We start from the raw sequence: 18,186 nt of genomic DNA, 5'->3' as shown, positions 1-18,186 counted from the left end.
GTCCACCTTTGGGGTGCTGCCACGCCGACGGGTGCCGACGTGTCACACTTCACGAAATAAAGGTCATAAGTCTGATGATTCGGGCAGAAAGACCTTGGATGATGGAGGGCATGCTCGACCTGCCCGCCGCCCAGGCGCTCCGCCAGGCGACGGCCGCGGGCCGACGCCTCGCCGGGCGCTGGGCGCGGGCGCCCCGGGCGCAGGACGCTCTCACCGCGCTGAGCTGCCTGGCGCTGATGAGCCTGGACGTCCCCGGCCTCGCCGAGGCGGACAACTCCCTCAACGGCCCGCTCGCGGCCCTGGTCCTCGCCTGTGGCGCGGCGTCCCTGCTGCTGCGCCGGACCGCGCCCTGGGTGGCGTACGCGGTCGCGCTCGGCCTCATCGGCTGGCTGCACGAGCTGACGCTGGCCCAGTTCGCGCTGTACTCCCTCGCCAGATACCGGGGCCGTCTCGCCGGGACGCTCGGCGTGATCGGCTATGTGGCTTTCGCGTACGTGATGTTCACCCTCCCCGGCTGGCCGGTGCACCGCGGGGACAGCCTGAGCTCCTTCCTCAGCCTGGTCGTGCCGATCGGTGTGCTGGCGGCGGGGGTCGGGGTCGCGGCCAACCGGCAGGACCTCGTCCGTGCGCTCCAGGTCCAGCGGGCCGAGACGTCCACGCTGCACGCGGTGCAGCAGGAGCGCTCCCGTATCGCGCGGGACGTGCACGACTTCGTCGGGCGCGAGCTGACGCTCCTGAGCGTGCGCTCGCAGGTCCTGGCCCGCCGTGCGACCGGCGGGACCTTCGAGGACGGCTTCGAGGAACTCTCCGAGACGGCGCGGTCGGCGCACCGGATGCTGAACGAGATCATCGTGGGGCGTGGTGTGGACGGCGCCCCCACGCCGGGCATCGACGCGCTTCCCGGACTGGTCGAGCGCAGTGAGCGCGCGGGCACGCCGGTCGACCTCCTGGTCGACGGGGCGGCCCACCGCCTGTCTCCCATCCGCCAGGCCGCGGTGCACCGGGTGGTGCAGGAGTGTCTGACGAACGCGGCGAAGCATGCGCCCGGGGGGCGGGTGGACGTACGGGTGCAGGTGGTCGGCGGCCACCTGCACGTGAACGTCCGCAACGCCCTGCCCGCGGTCGGTCCGGCCTCGTCCCCGGTCTCCGCGGGAACCGGCACCGCGGGCATGTCCGAACGGATCCACACGCTGGGCGGCACCTTCGCGGCGGGCCCTTGCCAGGGGGCCTACGCGGTCCTTGCAACGCTCCCCGCAGGGGACTTGGCCTGAGTTCCCCCGCTCCCGGCAGCAGCCCTGGACGAACAAGCTTTCCCGCCCACCCACCCGATTGCCCCGCAGCGGGTAGGCGGAGTAGGGCAAGCCCCCACGCACCCGCAGTCGGGAGCGCGCCTGAGGGGACGTGCCGGTATTTCCGCCCGGAGCACGGTTCCTGTCACTCCCGGCGAGGACGGACATACCGGCGCGGCCCCGCCCCACGGCGGACCAGCGCCGCCCCGCCCCGCCCCGCCGGCCGCAGGCCTACGCCGCCGACATCACCCGCTCCAGCGCATCAAAGTCCTCCACGCACTTCCCGCACCCCAGCGCCACACTGTCCAGCGGATCGTCCGCCACGAACACCGGGATTCCGGTGGCCGACGCCATGCGCAGGTCCAGGGCAGGGAGCAGCGCGCCCCCGCCCGTCAGCACGATGCCGTGTTCCATGACGTCGCCGGACAGCTCCGGCGGGCACTCCTCCAGGGTCGTGCGCACCGCGGCGATCACCGCCTCCACCGGCTCGTCGAGGGCCGCCCGCACCTCCGGCACCGTCAGCTCCACCGTCTTCGGCAGCCCCCGCACCTTCTCCCGCCCCCGCACGGTGAACGTCCGGGACTCCAGCGCGTCGTCACCCGGAACCGGCCACGCCGAGCCGATGGCCACCTTGACGTCCTCGGCGGTCCGCTCGCCGATGAGCAGCCCGTGCTCCTTGCGCACGAAGTTCGTGATCGCCTCGTCCAGACGGTCCCCGCCCACCCGCAGCGACTGCGACGTCACGATCCCGCCCAGGGAGATGACGGCGACCTCCGTCGTCCCGCCGCCGATGTCGACCACCATCGACCCCCGCGGCTCCGACACCGGAAGCCCCGCCCCGATCGCCGCGGCCATCGGCTCCTCCACCAGGTGCACGGCACGGGCCCCGGCCCGCTGCGCCGCGTGCACGATGGCCCGCCGCTCGACCTGCGTGACACCGCTCGGCACGCACACCACCATCCGCGTACGAGGACGGCGTCCCGGCACGGCCTTGCGCACGAAGTGCCGGATCATCTCCTCGGCGGCTTCGTAGTCACTGATCACGCCGTCCCGCAGGGGGCGGATCGCGGTGATGGAGCCCGGCGTGCGCCCGATGGTCTCCTTGGCCTCGGTACCGACCGCGAGAGCCGTCCGGGCGCCTTCCTTGACGGCGACCACGGACGGCTCGTTGAGCACGATCCCCTGCCCGCGGACGTAAAGAAGAGTGTTCGCTGTGCCGAGGTCGATACCTATGTCCATGATCGCCAAGTTTGCCCGGCGAATCCCCGGATCGGCGGGACTTTGGTCCCGAATCACCCGGGACCAAAGTCCCGACAGGTGCGGAGCAGGTCCCGACGGCGGCTGTCGTACCCCGTCCGTAGACTGGCGTACGTGAGTGACCTCCCCCCGCCTGACAGCGAGCACCCCGACCGCGACGACAGCGACGACCGTTTCGCAGAGATCGTCGAAGCCGAGACCGACCGTGACCCCGACCTCGCCGTGATCGAGGCGGGCAGCCGCACCCTGCGCACCCAGGCGGGCCCGCCCCAGGGCGACATCCCCTCCCGGCCCACCGACCCGGAGATCGACAAGGCGCTGCGCGAGGTCGAGACGGAGCTCGCGGGCCGCTGGGGCGAGACGAAGCTCGAGCCTTCCGTCAGCCGGATCTCCGCCCTGATGGACGTCCTGGGCGAGCCCCAGCGCGCGTACCCCTCGATCCACATCACCGGCACGAACGGCAAGACGTCCACGGCCCGCATGATCGAGGCCCTGCTCACCGCCTTCGAGCTGCGCACCGGGCGGTACACATCGCCGCACGTCCAGTCGATCACCGAGCGGATCAGCCTGGACGGCGCCCCCGTCGAGGCCGAGCGCTTCGTGGAGACGTACAACGACATCAAGCCCTACGTGGAGATGGTCGACGCCAAGGAGGAGTACAGGCTCTCCTTCTTCGAGGTGCTCACGGGCATGGCGTACGCGGCCTTCGCGGATGCCCCCGTGGACGTCGCCGTCGTCGAGGTCGGCATGGGCGGCAGCTGGGACGCGACGAACGTGATCGACGGCTCGGTCGCGGTCGTCACGCCCATCGACCTGGACCACACCGACCGCCTCGGCTCCACGCCGGGCGAGATCGCGGGCGAGAAGGCCGGCATCGTCAAGCCGGACGCCACGGTGATCCTCGCCCAGCAGCCGGTGGACGCGGCGCAGGTCCTCCTGAAGAAGGCCGTCGAGGTCGACGCGACGGTGGCCCGCGAGGGCCTGGAGTTCGGCATCGTCTCCCGCACGGTCGCCGTCGGCGGCCAGCTCCTGACCCTGCGCGGTCTCGGCGGGGAGTACGAGGAAGTCTTCCTGCCGCTGCACGGCGCCTATCAGGCGCACAACGCCGCCGTCGCGCTCGCCGCGGTGGAGGCCTTCTTCGGCATCGGCTCGCAGCACGCGCGCCCGCTCGACATCGACACCATCCGCAAGGCCTTCGCCTCGGTCTCGTCGCCGGGCCGCCTGGAGGTCGTGCGGACCTCGCCGACCGTCGTCCTGGACGCCGCGCACAATCCGGCGGGCGCCCGCGCGACCGCCGAGGCGATCAGCGAGGTCTTCGACTTCAGCAACCTGATCGGCGTGGTCGCCGCGAGCGAGGGCAAGGACATGAAGGGGCTGCTCGAAGCCTTCGAGCCGATCTTCGCCGAGGTCGTCATCACGCAGAACTCCAGCCACCGCGCGATGGACGCGGACACGCTGGCCGGGATCGCCGTCGAGGTCTTCGGGGACGACCGCGTCCAGGTCGAGCCGCGCCTGCCGGACGCGCTCGAAGCCGCGATCACCCTCGCCGAGGAAGAGGGCGAGTACGCGGGCGGCGGCGTCCTTGTCACCGGCTCCGTCATCACCGTCGGCGAGGCCCGACTGCTCCTGGGGAGGGGCTGACTCACGTGCGTACGCTCTGTGCTTCGACACTGATCGGCGAGTTCTTCGTCATCGGCTTCGCCGGTCTGGTCGCCATGAAGGACCCGGACCTGTCGATGGGCACGGTCTGGACGGTCTGCGGCATCGCGATGCTGTTCAGCGTCCTGCTGTGCGGAATGATCACCCGGCCCGGCGGGGTGCAGCTGGGCTGGGCGCTGCAGATCGCGCTCGTCGTGAGCGGCTTCGTCGTGCCGATCATGTTCTTCATGGGGGCGCTGTTCGCCGTGCTGTGGTGGGCGTCGCTGCACTTCGGCCAGAAGATCGACGAGGCGAAGGCCAGGTTCGCGGCGCAGGCGGAAGCCCAGGCGGAGGCCTAGGCCCGGCGGGGCGGCTCCCCGGGGCCGGAGGTAACGCGGTGTAGTGGGTGCCGGTATCGTGCCCGGCAACCCACACGCTCGTAGAAAAAATGCTTGGAGCCGCACATGACCCAGCGCACTCTCGTCCTGCTCAAGCCCGACACCGTCCGTCGTGGCCTGATCGGCGAGATCATCGGCCGTATCGAGCGCAAGGCGGGCTGGACGATCTCCGCGCTCGAGCTGCGTTCGCTCGACCAGGAGACGCTGGAGCAGCACTACGGCGAGCACAAGGGCAAGCCCTTCTACGAGCCGCTGGTCGACTTCATGTCGTCGGGCCCCGTCGTCGCGCTGGTCGTCGAGGGTGAGCGTGTCATCGAGGGCGTGCGCGCGCTGGCCGGTCCGACCGACCCGATCGCCGCCGCGCCCGGCTCCATCCGCGGCGACTTCGGCAGCATCGTCCGGGAGAACCTGATCCACGCGTCGGACTCCGAGGAGTCCGCCGAGCGCGAGCTGAAGATCTTCTTCCCGAGCGCCGTCTGACGGTCGTACGGGCCGATCCGACGGTCGCACGTAAAGAGTTGCGTAAAGACTTCTGACGCCTAGTCAGCAGGGCACCGCCCTGACCAGGGGTGGCCGAGAAAACCGGCCGCCCCTTGGCATATGCGCCCCAATTGGGGGAACCCATGCCTCCGATGGCACGTCTCCAAGAGCGAGGCGGCCCATCATCTGCTGACAATGGCGAAGACCCTAGCGCCGTGTTCGTGCAGGCGAGACTACGATGGAAGCCTCCACGCCACACAGCACCCACCTCGCCTACCTAAAAAGCCATCAAAAGCTCCAGGGAAGGCCAGACGCATCCTCATGGGGAACAACATGTCGTTCATCGGCCGTGACATGGCTGTCGACCTCGGGACCGCCAACACGCTGGTGTACGTCAGGGGTCGCGGGATCGTTCTCAACGAACCGTCCGTCGTCGCGATCAACACCAACACCGGTGGCATCCTCGCTGTCGGCGCCGAAGCCAAGAAGATGATCGGTCGCACGCCGGGCAACATCGTTGCCGTGCGACCGCTGAAGGACGGCGTCATCGCCGACTTCGAGATCACCGAGCGGATGCTCCGCTACTTCATCCTGAAGATCCACAAGCGGCGGTACCTCGCCCGCCCGCGGGTCGTCGTCTGTGTCCCCTCCGGCATCACCGGAGTCGAGCGCCGCGCCGTCATCGAGGCCTCCTCGCAGGCCGGCGCCCGCCAGGTGCACATCATCGAGGAGCCCATGGCCGCGGCCATCGGTTCCGGCCTGCCGGTCCACGAGGCCACCGGCAACATGGTGGTCGACATCGGCGGGGGCACCACCGAGGTCGCCGTCATCTCGCTCGGCGGAATCGTCACGGCACAGTCGATCCGCGTCGCGGGCGACGAGCTGGACAACGCGATCATCCAGCACATCAAGAAGGAGTACTCCCTCCTCCTCGGTGAGCGCACGGCCGAGCAGATCAAGATCACCATCGGTTCCGCGTACGACATGGACGCCGACGAGCACACCGAGATCCGCGGCAGGGACCTGGTCTCCGGGCTCCCCAAGACCGTCGTCATCTCCGCCGCCGAGGTCCGCAAGGCCATCGAGGAGCCGGTCAACGCGATCGTGGACGCGGTGAAGACGACCCTCGACAAGTGCCCGCCGGAACTCTCCGGTGACGTGATGGACCGCGGCATCGTTCTCACAGGAGGCGGCGCCCTGCTGCGCGGCCTCGACGAGCGACTCCGTCGCGAGACGGGCATGCCGATCCACATCGCCGAGGACCCGCTGGACAGCGTGGCCCTCGGTTCCGGCAAGTGCGTCGAGGAGTTCGAGGCGCTCCAGCAGGTGCTCGACGCGTCGCCGCGCCGCTGAGGGTGGCGCGAACCCGCTGAAAGGGTGTCCGCCGTACGAGTGCCTGTCACCTCGTGCGGCGGATCGTTGATATAGAGGCCTTTAGAGGGCACGCACAGTTGCTCGGAATTCCATAGATTTCCAACTAGAGATTTCCAACTGAGGAAGGCACGGCCGCCGCACGTGAGGGACACACGAGAGAGCCGGCTGCTCCTGGTGCTGCTGATCGCCATCGCGTTCGCTTTGATCACGGTGGACATCCGTGGTGGCGAGGACTCGCCGGTCGACGGTGCCCGCCAGGCCGCCGCCACGGTCTTCGGCCCGGTCGAGGACGGAGTGTCGTCCGCGGTCGACCCCATCGGCAACGCGATCGGCGCGGTACGGGACTCCGGCGACCGGCATGACCGGATCGCCGAACTCACGCGGCAGAACGCCGCGTTGAAGGCGAAGCTCGGCAGCGACGACCGCAACCGCAGCCGGGTCAGACAGCTCGACAGCATGCTCAAGAGCGCGGGCGCCGGGCAGTACGGCATCAAGGGCGCCGAAGTCATCGGCATAGGAGCGGCCCAGGGCTTCTCCTGGACCGTCACCATCGACGCGGGCGCGGGCGACGGACTCAAGCGCGACATGACCGTCCTGAACGGCGACGGCCTGGTCGGCCGCGTCACCACGGTCGGCCCCAGCACCGCGACCGTCCTGCTCGCCAACGACCCCGACTTCACCGTCGGCACCCGCATGGAGAAGACCGACGAGCTCGGCTTCGCCACCGGCCAGGGCGACCGCCCGCTCTCGGTACAGATGCTCAACGGCAAGGCCAAGGTCAAGAAGGGCGACCGCCTGGTCACCTTCGGCTCGCAGGCCGACAAGCCGTTCGTGCCCGGTGTGCCGGTCGGCCAGGTCGTCCGGGTCGACCCGTCGGGCGGTGACCTGACGCGCAACATCTACATCAAGCCGTACGTCGGCTTCACCAAGCTGGACATCGTCGGAGTCGTCGTCGAAGCGCCCCGCGAGGACCCGCGCGACACGGTCCTGCCGAAGAAGCCCGCCAAGCCGAAGCCGACCCCGACGGTGACCGTCACGGCCACCCCGTCGGGGCAGCCCCCGGTCGACGGCGCCGACAACGGCAACGAGCAGTAGGAGCCCCGGACCCATGCGCTTCAACCGAATCCTGCTCTCCACCACCCTGGTCGTCGTCGCCCTGGTCATCCAGGTCAGCGTCCTTGCCCGGCTGCAACTGCCGGGCGCGGTCCCGGACCTGGTGCTGCTCACGGTGCTCGGCCTCGCCCTGGTCTACGGCCATGTGGGCGGCGCCTTCATCGGCTTCGGCGCCGGACTCCTCGCCGACCTGGCCCCGCCGGCCGACCACGCGGCCGGGCGTTACGCCTTGGTCCTGTGCGTCGTCGGCTACCTCGCGGGCCTGGCCAAGCCGGAGACCGGGCGGCTCAGGTCGGCCACCGCTCCGCTCGTCGTGGTCGTCGGCGCCGCCATCGGGTCGACCCTGCTCTACGCGGGCGTGGGCGCCCTCGTGGGGGACACCGCCGCCCGCCATGTGGGCCTGGGCGGACTCCTCTTCACGGCCGCCCTGTACGACCTGCTGCTCGCGCCGTTCACGGTGCCGCTGATCATCGCGCTCGCCCGCAGAGCCGAGAACGACCCGCTGGGGGAGACCTCTCCCGCCAACAAGGCCACGGACGTCGCGTCCGGCTGGCTCTCCTCGGGCACCGGCCTGCGCATCGGCAACCAGCGCGGCGGCCTGCGGATGAAGGCGGCCAAGGCCCGCGTCGCGCGCGCCGGACGCATCAAGGGGGTCAAGCGCCTGTGACCGCAGCGCACTTGGCCTCGTACACACACTGAGAGGGGGAGGAACAGCAGTGACCAACATCCCGGAGACCGGGCGGACCCCACGGGTCCAGATCCGTCTCATCGTCATCCAGATCCTCGTGCTCTCCCTCCTCCTCACCCTCGGCGGCCGACTCTGGTACCTCCAGATCCGCAACGGTGAGGAGTACGCCGAGGAAGCATCCGGCAACCACGTCCAGCAGGTCGTCGACCCGGCCGTGCGCGGCTCGATCCTCGACGCCCGCGGCGTGCCGATCGCCGACAACCAGACCCGCCTCGTCGTCTCCGCGTCCCGCACGGACCTGATGAAGATGAAGGACGACGGCAAGGCGGCCCTCGCCAAGCTCGCGGACGTCCTCGGCATGAGCGCCAAGGACGTCTCCGACAAGGTCCGCCTCTGCGACTCCAAGACGCCGCAGCCCTGCTGGAACGGCTCGCCCTACCAGCCGATCCCGATCACGGACGAGGCCTCGCCCAAGCAGGCCCTCCAGATCCGCGAGCGCGCCGAGGACTTCCCCGGCATCACCGCCGAGCCCACCGCCGTGCGCCGCTATCCCGCGCCCGGCAAGTCCAACACCGCCCAGGTGCTCGGCTACCTCTCGCCCGTCACCGACGAGGAGATCACCAAGGCCGAGCACACCGACTCGCCCTTCCTGCGCTCCGACCAGGTCGGCCGCTCGGGTCTTGAGCGGACCTACGACGCGCAGCTGCGCGGCAAGGCAGGCGTCACCCGCTACGAGGTCGACAACCTCGGCCGCGTCATCGGCAAGGCCAAGGACGACCCGGCCCAGCCCGGCGCCAACGTGGTCACCAGCATCGACGCGCGCGTGCAGGCCCTGTCCGAGTACTGGCTGAACGACGCGATGAAGAAGGCCCGCCAGGAGTTCGACAAGAACACCGGCGAGAACTACAAGGCCGACGCGGGCGCCGTCGTCGTCATGGAGAACAAGACCGGACGCATCGTCTCCATGGCGTCCAACCCGAACTACGACCCGAACGCCTGGGTCGGCGGCATCTCCGGCAAGGACTACACCCGGCTCACCGGCAAGCAGTCCAACTACCCGCTCCTGAACCGCGCCATCCAGGGCCAGGCGGCCCCCGGCTCGATCTTCAAGGTCATCCCGACCACGGCTGCGGTCAACGCGGGCTACGACTTCAACGGGCGCTACCCCTGCCCCAGCTCGTACTCCATCGGCGGCCAGACCTTCAAGAACTTCGAGTCCCAGGGCCACGGCAGCATCACCCTCGGCCAGGCCCTCGAGGTCTCCTGCGACACCGTCTTCTACAAGCTCTCGCACGACCAGTGGTCCAAGGACGGCGGCAACAAGCCGAAGAAGGACGCCAAGGACTGGTTCTACAAGACGGCCCACCAGTTCGGCCTCGGCAAGGAGACCGGCATCGACCTGCCGAACGAGGTCGCAGGACGCGTCCCGGACCGCCAGTGGAAGAAGGACTACTGGAAGGCCAACAAGGACGGCTGGTGCAAGCAGGGCAAGAAGGGCGGGGACTACGTGGAGCAGATCGCGTACGAGAACTGCCTCGAAGGCATGAAGATGCGCGCCGGTGACTCCGTCAACTACTCCATCGGACAGGGCGACACCCTCGTCACGCCGATACAGATGGCGACGATCTACTCCGCCATCGCCAACGGCGGCACCCTCTACGACCCCACCGTCGGCAAGGCGATCATCAGCGCCGACGGCAAGCAGGTCCAGGAGCTCAAGCCCAAGTCGCACGGCAAGCTGCCCATGAACCAGAAGACGCGCTCCGACATAGACGGTGCCCTCGCCGACGTGGCGACCAAGGGAACCGCCGCCTGGCGGTTCGGCGGCTGGCCGCAGGACAAGATCCCGATGCACGCCAAGACGGGTACGGCGGAGGTCTACGGCAAGCAGACCACCTCGTGGTTCGCGACGTACACCAAGGACTACTCGATCGTGATGACGATCTCCCAGGGCGGTACGGGTTCCGGTGCTTCGGGCCCCGCCGTCCGCAAGATCTACGACGGCATCTACGGCCTGGACGACAGCGGCAAGCAGAACCTCAAGAAGGCCCTGCTGCCCCAGCCGCAGAAGAACCTGCCGAAGATCGAGACCGACGGCTCGATCGACTCCCCGAAGATCAAGCCGTTCAAGCCCGAGGCCCCCAAGCCGCCGCAGGAGCAGCAGGAGCTGGCGGGCGCGCCGGCGAACGGGAGGCGCGACTAGTGGCCGGCAACAATGGCTTCTCCGTCTCCGGCTACGGGCCCGAGCGCTCGTCGATGTCGGCCCGCATGTTCGCCCGCGACTCGCTGGTGCGCAGGCTGGACTGGCCGATACTGCTCTCGGCGCTCGCCCTCTCCGCGATCGGCTCCGCGCTCGTCTACTCGGCGACGCGCAACCGCACCGAACTGGTCGGCGACGACCCGTACGCCTTCGTGCTCAAGCACCTTTTGAACACCGGCATCGGCATCGCCCTCATGGCGGGCACGATCTGGCTCGGCCACCGCACGCTGCGCACGGCCGTGCCGATCCTCTACGGCATCTCCGTCTTCCTCGTCCTGCTCGTCCTCACCCCGCTCGGCGCGACGATCAACGGCGCGCACGCCTGGATCGTGGTCGGCGGCGGCTTCTCGCTCCAGCCCTCCGAGTTCGTGAAGATCACGATCATCCTGGGCATGGCGATGCTGCTCGCGGCACGGGTGGACGCGGGCGACCGGGTCCACCCCGACCAGCGCACGGTCCTGCAGGCCCTCGGCCTGGCCGCCGTACCGATACTGATCGTGCTCCTCATGCCCGACCTCGGGTCGGTCATGGTGATGGCGATGATCGTGCTCGGCGTGCTGCTCGCGTCGGGCGCCTCCAACCGCTGGGTCTTCGGGATCCTGGGCACGGGCGCGGCCGGCGCGGTCGCCGTCTGGCAGCTCGGCATCCTGGACGACTACCAGATCGCCCGCTTCGCGGCCTTCGCCAACCCTGCGCTCGACCCGGCGGGCGTCGGCTACAACACCAACCAGGCGCGCATCGCGATCGGCTCCGGCGGCCTGTCGGGCACCGGCCTCTTCAAGGGCTCGCAGACCACCGGGCAGTTCGTGCCCGAGCAGCAGACGGACTTCGTGTTCACCGTCGCGGGCGAGGAGCTCGGCTTCCTGGGCGCCGGGCTCATCCTGGTCCTGCTCGGCGTGCTGCTCTGGCGCGCCTGCCGCATCGCGCGCGAGACGACCGAGCTGTACGGCACGATCGTCGCCGCCGGGATCATCGCCTGGTTCGCCTTCCAGTCCTTCGAGAACATCGGCATGACGCTCGGCATCATGCCGGTGGCCGGTCTGCCGCTGCCCTTCGTCTCGTACGGGGGGTCCTCGATGTTCGCGGTCTGGGTGGCCGTCGGGCTGCTCCAGTCGATCAAGGTGCAACGGCCGATGTCGGCGTAGGCCGGTTGCAGGTCTGCCCATGGCCCGAGATCGCGTCTAGATTCGGTTCATGGCGGAGACACAGCGCGAGATCGAGCGGAAGTACGACGTCGAGGCGGACGCGACGCTGCCCGACCTGACCGGGGTCGCGGGCGTCGCCGACGTCGTCGACAAAGGTGTCGTCGAACTGGACGCCGTCTACCACGACACGACCGACCAACTCCTGCTCTCCGACTCGATCACGCTGCGCCGCCGCACGGGCGGCGACGACGAGGGCTGGCACCTGAAGCTCCCGGTGTCCCTCGCGCAGGGCGTGCGGGACGAGATCCGGGCCCCTCTCTCGAAAACCGTGCCGCCCGAGCTGTCCGGGCTCGTGCGTTCCCGGGTGCGCGACGCCCCGCTCGTGCCCGTCATGCGCCTGCTGACCGCGCGGGACCTGCGCCACCTCTGCGACGGCAAGGGCACGCTCCTCGCCGAGCTGAGCATCGACCGGGTCAGGGCCGAGCGGCTCACGGAGGGCGGCGGCACCATCGAGTGGGCCGAGATCGAGGTGGAGCTCGCCGACGGCGCGGACCCCGCGCTGCTCGACCAGATCGAGAAGAAGCTGAAGAAACTGGGCGTCGAGCGGTCCTCGTCCGCGTCGAAACTGGCCAAGGCACAGGCGGGGACGGCGCTGGGCGGAACCCGACAGCGGCGTGCGGACGGCGAGTTGAAGCCTGCCAAGGCCAAGAAGGGGAAGGCGGATGAGCAGTACGTCGTCATCCAGCTGAAGGACCCTGCCGTGCGATCTGCCCCCGTCACCGCTGCCGACCACGTCCTCGCCTACGTCCGCACCCAGCGCGACGCCCTCGTCGCCCTCGACCCCGACGTCCGTCGCGACCTGCCGGACTCCGTGCACCAGATGCGGGTCGCCACGCGCCGGATGCGCAGCGCGTTCCGCTCGTACCGGAAGATCCTCGACCGCGCCGTCACCGATCCGATCGGCGACGAGCTGAAGTGGCTCGCGGGCGAGCTCGGGGTCGACCGTGACCAGGAGGTCCTTGCCGCGCGGCTCACCAAGCGCGTCGACGCCGTGCCGGGGACCCTGCTCCTGGGGCCCGTGCGGGGCCGCCTGCAGATCTGGGGCGTCGCCCGCGCCGGCGACTCCCGGACCCGGACCGTGGCCGCCCTCGAAGGAAAGCGGTACGTGCAGCTCCTGGACTCCGTCGACGCGCTGCTCGCCGCCCCGCCGCTGCGCAGGGCCGCCACCGCGTCGCCGGCCAAGGTCCTCCCCAAGGCCGTGCGGAAGGACTACGCGCGCCTGGCCGACCGCATCGAGAAGGCCCTGGCGCTCGCGCCGGGCGAGCAGCGGGACGTGGCGATGCACGAGGCCCGCAAGGCCGCCAAGCGCACCCGGTACGCGGGCGAGGCGGCGAGGCCCGCGCTCGGCAAGCCCGCCAAGCGGTTCGCCAAAAGGATGAAGGCCGTCCAGCAGGTCCTCGGCGATCACCAGGACAGCGTCGTCGCCCGTGAGGAGCTGCGGAACCTGGCGATCCAGGCCCATGCGGCGGGCGAGACCGCCTTCACCTGGGGACTCCTCTACGGCCAGGAGGAAGCCTCGGCCGCGGAGCGCGAGAACGAGCTGCCGGGGGTGTGGCACCGGGCGTCCCGGCCCAAACTGCGGTCGGCGTTGGGCGGCTGAGTACCGGGGTACGCTTGATGGTCACCCCTGCCAGCACATGAGAACCTGCCGAAAGACGCTGTGATGCCTGTCGAGTCCGTCTTCCCACGCCTGGAAGCGCTTCTCCCGCACGTCCAGAAGCCCATCCAGTACGTCGGCGGGGAGCTCAACTCCACCGTCAAGGACTGGGACGCATGCGACGTCCGCTGGGCGCTCATGTACCCCGACGCGTATGAGGTCGGGCTGCCCAACCAGGGCGTCATGATCCTCTACGAGGTACTGAACGAGCGCGAGGGCGTCCTCGCCGAGCGCACGTACAGCGTCTGGCCCGATCTCGAAGAGCTGATGCGGGAGCACAAGGTCCCGCAGTTCACCGTGGACAGCCACCGCCCCGTCGGCGCCTTCGACGTGTTCGGGCTCAGCTTCTCCACCGAGCTCGGCTACACGAACATGCTCACCGCCCTCGACCTCGCGGGCATCCCGCTGGAGTCCAAGGACCGCACGGTCGACGACCCGATCGTCCTCGCCGGAGGCCACGCGGCCTTCAACCCCGAGCCGATCGCGGAGTTCATCGACTGCGCGGTCATCGGCGACGGCGAGCAGGCCGTGCTCGACATGACGGCGATCATCCGCGAGTGGAAGTCCGAGGGCCGCCCCGGCGGCCGCGAGGAGGTGCTTTTCCGCCTCGCCAGGACCGGCAACGTCTACGTCCCCGGGTTCTACGACGTCGAGTACCTCCCGGACGGGCGGATCGGCCGCGTCGTACCGAACAGGTCCGGTGTCCCGTGGCGCGTGTCCAAGCACACCGTCATGGACTTGGACGAGTGGCCCTACCCCAAGCAGCCCCTCGTGCCGCTCGCGGAGACCGTCCACGAGCGCATGTCCGTGGAGATCTTCCGCGGCTGCACCCGCGGCTGCCGCTTCTGCCAGGCCGGCATGATCACGCGCCCCGTGCGGGAGCGAAGCATCACCGGCATCGGCGACATGGTGGAGAAGGGCCTCAAGGCGACCGGCTTCGAAGAGGTCGGCCTGCTCTCCCTGTCCTCCGCGGACCACTCGGAGATCGGGGACGTCGCCAAGGGCCTCGCGGACCGGTACGAGGAAGACAAGATCGGCCTCTCGCTGCCCTCGACCCGCGTCGACGCCTTCAACATCGACCTCGCGAACGAGCTGACCAGGAACGGCCGCCGTTCCGGCCTGACCTTCGCCCCCGAGGGCGGCAGCGAGCGGATGCGCAAGGTCATCAACAAGATGGTCTCCGAAGAGGACCTGATCCGCACCGTCGCGACGGCGTACGGAAACGGCTGGCGCCAGGTCAAGCTGTACTTCATGGTCGGCCTGCCCACCGAGACCGACGAGGACGTCCTGCAGATCGCGGACATGGCGGCGAACGTCATCGCCAAGGGCCGCGAGGTCGCGGGCAACGACATCCGCTGCACCGTCTCCATCGGCGGCTTCGTGCCCAAGCCGCACACGCCCTTCCAGTGGGCCCCGCAGCTGTCGGCCGCCGAGACGGACTCCCGTCTCACGAAGCTGCGCGACAAGATCCGCGGCGACAAGAAGTACGGCCGCTCGATCGGCTTCCGCTACCACGACGGCAAGCCCGGCATCGTCGAGGGACTGCTCTCGCGCGGTGACCGGCGCATCGGCTCCGTCATCCGCGCGGTGTACGAGGACGGCGGCCGGTTCGACGGCTGGCGCGAGCACTTCAGCTACGACCGCTGGATGGCCTGCGCCGAGAAGACGCTGCCCGAATTCGGTGTGGACGTCGACTGGTACACGACGCGTGAGCGCACGTACGAGGAGGTCCTGCCCTGGGACCACCTGGACTCCGGTCTCGACAAGGACTGGCTCTGGGACGACTGGCAGGACTCGCTCGACGAGACCGAGGTCGAGGACTGCCGCTGGACCCCGTGCTTCGACTGCGGCGTCTGCCCGCAGATGCAGACCGAGATCCAGATCGGCCCGACCGGCAAGAAGCTCCTTCCCCTGTCGGTAGTGAAGTAAGTGGCCCAGCGGGAGCCGGCGGACGGGGCGGTTGATCCTCAACTCGCCCCGCCCTCCGGCCTCGTGCATCTTTCCTTCATCGCCGCGATGGAGGAGTTTCGCGCCGAGGGGCGCGGCGGTGACGACGACGACACGATGCTCGGCCGCACCCTGCGCGAGTACGGCGACAAGTGGCACGACCCGGTGGTCTTCGAGCGCTACGCGGCCGAGGTCCGCGCCGCCACGTACCCCGCCGAACCGTTCTCCGTCCCCGTGACGACCCTCTGGTACGCGCAAGGCGCCGACTACTTCGGCCGCATCGCCGTCCGGCACAGCATCGCCACGCGCTTCCTGCGCGAGTACGGCGGCCACATCGGCTACGACGTACGCCCCACCGCCCGCCGCCGCGGCCACGCCACGGCGATGCTGATCGGCTCCCTGCCGTACGCGCGTGAACTGGGCCTGGATTCGGTCCTGGTGACCTGCGACGACGACAACACCGGTTCGCGCAAGGCGATCGAGGCCGCGGGCGGCGCGTTCGAGGACGAACGCGGCGGAAAGCTGCGTTACTGGATCCCGACCGGCGACTGACCGAACCGGCACCCGCCACTGACGCGTCTAGGACGGCATGGACCTGGAAAAGCGGCCCCCGCTGCCACAGCCACCAGCACAGCCACAAGCGCAGCCACCAGTGCAGCCTCAGGCCGATGGCTGTCTCGCCGTCGCGATCCGCATTCCGGTGCGGATCGTGGTGCTCGTGCTCGTCGTGCCGGTGCGCCTGGTGTGGGACGCGTTCGCCGTGTGCGGCCGCTTCCTCTACTTCCGGGCGCTGCGGCCCGTGGGGCGCGCGTTCGCCTGGCTGGGCAGAACGCTGATCGTGACGCCGCTGAAGTGGCTGACCGAGTACGTCCTCACGCCGATCGCGCTCGGCACCACCGCCGCCATGACGTGGCTGCTCAAGGCGGTCTTCGTGTGGCCGTGGGTGGGTCTGTGGCGGTACGTGGCCGTGCCCGTCGGCAAGGGGCTCGCCTGGCTCGGGCGGACGCTGGTCGTGGTGCCCGCCAGGTGGCTGTACGTGTCGGTCCTCACGCCGGTCGGGCATGCGATCGCCTGGCTCGCGCGGGGCGTCGCCGCGGGGGCCTCGGTGGCCGGACGCGGTATCGGCGTCGTGTTGGTGTGGCTGCTCAAGGCCGTGTTCGTGTGGCCGTGGGTCGGTCTGTGGCGCTATGCGGCCGTGCCCGTCGGCAAGGGCCTTGCCTGGCTCGGGCACGTGCTGATCGTGATCCCCGCCAGGTGGCTGTACGCGTCCGTCCTCACGCCCGTCGGGCACGCGATCGCGTGGCTCGCCAAGGGAGTTGGGGCGGGTATCGCGTGGACGGCACGGGGGATCGCCACCGTGCTCGGCGCCCTGGGCCGCTGGATCCTCGTCGCGCCCGCCGTCGCCCTGTGGCGCTGGGTGCTCGCACCCGTCGGGCGGGGCATCGCGGTCGTCGTACGCGAGATCGTGGCCGCGCTCGGGCACGCCTGGCGCGTTGCCGGGCACATCTCGCTGGTCGTGGGCCGCTTCCTCGGCCGGCTCCTGCGGTGGCTCTTCGTCGACCCGGTGCGCTGGGTCTACCGCGCGGTTCTCACCCCCGTCGGGCACGTCCTGCGCGACGGGGTCTGGCGTCCTGCCGCGCAGGCGGTCAAGGACGCGGGCCGCGCCACCCGGCAGGCCATCGCCGCCGCCCGCCAGAGCGTGCGGGACGCGCGCGCCGACGTACGGCGGATGCTGTTCGGTGCGCCGAAGGAGCGGGTCCCCGTGGGGGCGGCCCCGATGGAGCCCGCGCCGGTGCCCGTGGCCCGGCGGGAACCGGACACGGTCGCGGCACGTACTCTAGGTAGCAGTACGACCGCACTCACGAAGGACTAGAACACTGGGCAAGCGACAGCCCGAAGGCCCGCCGCCCGCTCCCGCGGTGCAGCGCATCCGACTGCGCTACACCAAGCGCGGCCGCCTCCGGTTCACCAGCCACCGTGACTTCCAGCGCGCCTTCGAGCGGGCGCTGCGCCGCGCCGACGTGCCCATGGCGTACTCGGCGGGGTTCACCCCGCACCCGAAGGTGTCGTACGCCAATGCCGCCCCCACCGGCACGGGCAGTGAGGCCGAGTACCTGGAGATCGCGCTCACCGCGACGCGTGACCCCGACAAGCTGCGCGAGCTGCTCGACGAGTCGATGCCCACCGGGCTCGACATCGTGGACGCCGTCGAGTCCCGTACGTCGGGGCTCGCCGACCGGCTCACCGGGTCCATCTGGGAGCTGCGCCTGACCGGCGTGGAGCCCGCGGACGCGGGGCGTGCCGCCGAGGCCTTCATGGCCGCGGAGAGCGTCGAGGTCCAGCGCCGCGCGAAGAACGGCATGCGGACCTTCGATGCCCGCGCGGCCGTCGTGAGTCTTGAGGCAATCGCCTCTGACGAGGCGCTCAGCCACGACGCTGATAGGCCGACCGACCAGCCCTGTGCGATACTGCGGCTGGTTGTTCGGCACGTGACACCTGCCGTACGACCCGACGACGTCTTGTCCGGTCTCAGAGCTGTTGCTGACCTGGCGCCGCCGGTTGCCGCAGCGGTGACCAGGCTGGCGCAGGGGCTTCTTGACGACGAGACCGGCACGGTGACCGACCCGCTCGCGCCCGACCGCGAGGCAGCCACGACCCCGAGTGAGAACCAAGGGGTCGCCGCAGCCGCCGCGAAGGTGTCGGCGACGGAAGGTCCCGTGTAGGGAGGCCCGTCGGCAGAACAGAAGCGCCGCCCTTGTACTCGGGAGCCACCTGGGTCGGGCAGTGCACTGACCGAGACTTTCGCCAGGCCGTCCGCATTTGGGCGTACGGAACCGGTGAGACAGACACATAGAGCTCCCGTGCGGCGCCCACGCCCCC

Annotated in this window: 15 protein-coding genes; 14 read left to right on the top strand and 1 reads right to left on the bottom strand. The window is 70.0% G+C overall.

Annotated elements, in window-relative coordinates:
• The first annotated feature begins 110 nt into the window (after positions 1-110).
• On the top strand, positions 111-1,271 hold the full coding sequence (locus ACFUPX_RS07205) for a sensor histidine kinase (protein ID WP_383317375.1): 1,161 nt from the start codon (positions 111-113) through the stop codon (positions 1,269-1,271).
• Positions 1,272-1,520: 249 nt separating this feature from the next.
• On the opposite strand, the gene ACFUPX_RS07200 is transcribed toward ACFUPX_RS07205, so the two are convergent.
• Positions 1,521-2,528: a rod shape-determining protein gene (locus tag ACFUPX_RS07200; RefSeq protein ID WP_383317372.1), complete on the bottom strand. Its 1,008-nt coding sequence runs from the start codon at positions 2,526-2,528 to the stop codon at positions 1,521-1,523.
• A gap of 132 nt (positions 2,529-2,660) precedes the next feature.
• Here ACFUPX_RS07200 and ACFUPX_RS07195 point away from each other — a divergent pair, with 132 nt between their 5' ends.
• From ACFUPX_RS07195 to ACFUPX_RS07135, 13 genes are all read left to right on the top strand, one after another.
• Positions 2,661-4,187 carry a bifunctional folylpolyglutamate synthase/dihydrofolate synthase gene (locus tag ACFUPX_RS07195; RefSeq protein ID WP_383317369.1) on the top strand — a complete coding sequence of 509 codons (1,527 nt, stop codon included), beginning with the start codon at positions 2,661-2,663 and terminating at the stop codon, positions 4,185-4,187.
• Positions 4,188-4,192: 5 nt separating this feature from the next.
• A complete protein-coding gene (locus ACFUPX_RS07190) occupies positions 4,193-4,543 on the top strand; it encodes a DUF4233 domain-containing protein (protein ID WP_383317366.1) in 351 nt (116 codons plus the stop codon).
• Between the two features lie 105 nt (positions 4,544-4,648).
• On the top strand, positions 4,649-5,062 hold the full coding sequence (gene ndk, locus ACFUPX_RS07185) for a nucleoside-diphosphate kinase (RefSeq protein WP_383317363.1): 414 nt from the start codon (positions 4,649-4,651) through the stop codon (positions 5,060-5,062).
• A 333-nt stretch (positions 5,063-5,395) separates the two neighbouring features.
• The gene (locus tag ACFUPX_RS07180) at positions 5,396-6,415 is read left to right on the top strand and encodes a rod shape-determining protein (protein WP_160505014.1); all 1,020 of its coding nucleotides are present in this window, start codon (positions 5,396-5,398) and stop codon (positions 6,413-6,415) included.
• Positions 6,416-6,577: 162 nt separating this feature from the next.
• On the top strand, positions 6,578-7,531 hold the full coding sequence (gene mreC / locus ACFUPX_RS07175) for a rod shape-determining protein MreC (RefSeq protein ID WP_383317360.1): 954 nt from the start codon (positions 6,578-6,580) through the stop codon (positions 7,529-7,531).
• Between the two features lie 13 nt (positions 7,532-7,544).
• Positions 7,545-8,216 (top strand): rod shape-determining protein MreD, encoded by a 672-nt coding sequence (gene mreD, locus ACFUPX_RS07170; protein ID WP_383317357.1) that lies wholly within the window; start codon positions 7,545-7,547, stop codon positions 8,214-8,216.
• 49 nt (positions 8,217-8,265) lie between these two features.
• Positions 8,266-10,440 carry a penicillin-binding protein 2 gene (gene mrdA, locus ACFUPX_RS07165; protein ID WP_383317354.1) on the top strand — a complete coding sequence of 725 codons (2,175 nt, stop codon included), beginning with the start codon at positions 8,266-8,268 and terminating at the stop codon, positions 10,438-10,440.
• Entirely contained in the window at positions 10,440-11,642 is a 1,203-nt protein-coding gene (rodA, locus tag ACFUPX_RS07160; protein ID WP_383317351.1) for a rod shape-determining protein RodA, read from the top strand. Before mrdA ends, rodA begins: the two co-directional genes overlap by 1 nt.
• 49 nt (positions 11,643-11,691) lie before the next feature.
• Complete coding sequence (locus tag ACFUPX_RS07155) at positions 11,692-13,302, top strand: CHAD domain-containing protein (RefSeq protein WP_383317348.1); 1,611 nt, start codon at positions 11,692-11,694, stop codon at positions 13,300-13,302.
• A gap of 63 nt (positions 13,303-13,365) precedes the next feature.
• Positions 13,366-15,288 carry a TIGR03960 family B12-binding radical SAM protein gene (locus tag ACFUPX_RS07150; RefSeq protein ID WP_383317345.1) on the top strand — a complete coding sequence of 641 codons (1,923 nt, stop codon included), beginning with the start codon at positions 13,366-13,368 and terminating at the stop codon, positions 15,286-15,288.
• A gap of 63 nt (positions 15,289-15,351) precedes the next feature.
• On the top strand, positions 15,352-15,858 hold the full coding sequence (locus ACFUPX_RS07145) for a GNAT family N-acetyltransferase (protein ID WP_383317342.1): 507 nt from the start codon (positions 15,352-15,354) through the stop codon (positions 15,856-15,858).
• Positions 15,859-15,895: 37 nt separating this feature from the next.
• The gene (locus tag ACFUPX_RS07140; protein WP_383317339.1) at positions 15,896-17,179 is read left to right on the top strand and encodes a hypothetical protein; all 1,284 of its coding nucleotides are present in this window, start codon (positions 15,896-15,898) and stop codon (positions 17,177-17,179) included.
• A gap of 46 nt (positions 17,180-17,225) precedes the next feature.
• A complete protein-coding gene (locus ACFUPX_RS07135) occupies positions 17,226-18,029 on the top strand; it encodes a TIGR03936 family radical SAM-associated protein (protein ID WP_383317336.1) in 804 nt (267 codons plus the stop codon).
• Positions 18,030-18,186 lie beyond the last annotated feature (157 nt).

This window comes from Streptomyces sp. NPDC057302 (assembly GCF_042667685.1).
In the GTDB taxonomy this organism is placed as follows: domain Bacteria; phylum Actinomycetota; class Actinomycetes; order Streptomycetales; family Streptomycetaceae; genus Streptomyces.
This window is presented reverse-complemented; position numbering and strand designations above follow the sequence as displayed.

Excerpts from the sequence above, each read along its gene's own strand:
- ACFUPX_RS07205 (WP_383317375.1), top strand. The coding sequence starts at position 111 with ATGCTCGACCTGCCCGCCGCCCAGGCGCTCCGCCAGGCGACGGCCGCG.
- ACFUPX_RS07155 (WP_383317348.1), top strand. The coding sequence starts at position 11,692 with ATGGCGGAGACACAGCGCGAGATCGAGCGGAAGTACGACGTCGAGGCG.
- ACFUPX_RS07140 (WP_383317339.1), top strand. The coding sequence starts at position 15,896 with ATGGACCTGGAAAAGCGGCCCCCGCTGCCACAGCCACCAGCACAGCCA.
- ndk (WP_383317363.1), top strand. The coding sequence starts at position 4,649 with ATGACCCAGCGCACTCTCGTCCTGCTCAAGCCCGACACCGTCCGTCGT.
- ACFUPX_RS07180 (WP_160505014.1), top strand. The coding sequence starts at position 5,396 with ATGTCGTTCATCGGCCGTGACATGGCTGTCGACCTCGGGACCGCCAAC.
- ACFUPX_RS07200 (WP_383317372.1), bottom strand. The coding sequence starts at position 2,528 with ATGGACATAGGTATCGACCTCGGCACAGCGAACACTCTTCTTTACGTC.
- ACFUPX_RS07150 (WP_383317345.1), top strand. The coding sequence starts at position 13,366 with ATGCCTGTCGAGTCCGTCTTCCCACGCCTGGAAGCGCTTCTCCCGCAC.
- mreD (WP_383317357.1), top strand. The coding sequence starts at position 7,545 with ATGCGCTTCAACCGAATCCTGCTCTCCACCACCCTGGTCGTCGTCGCC.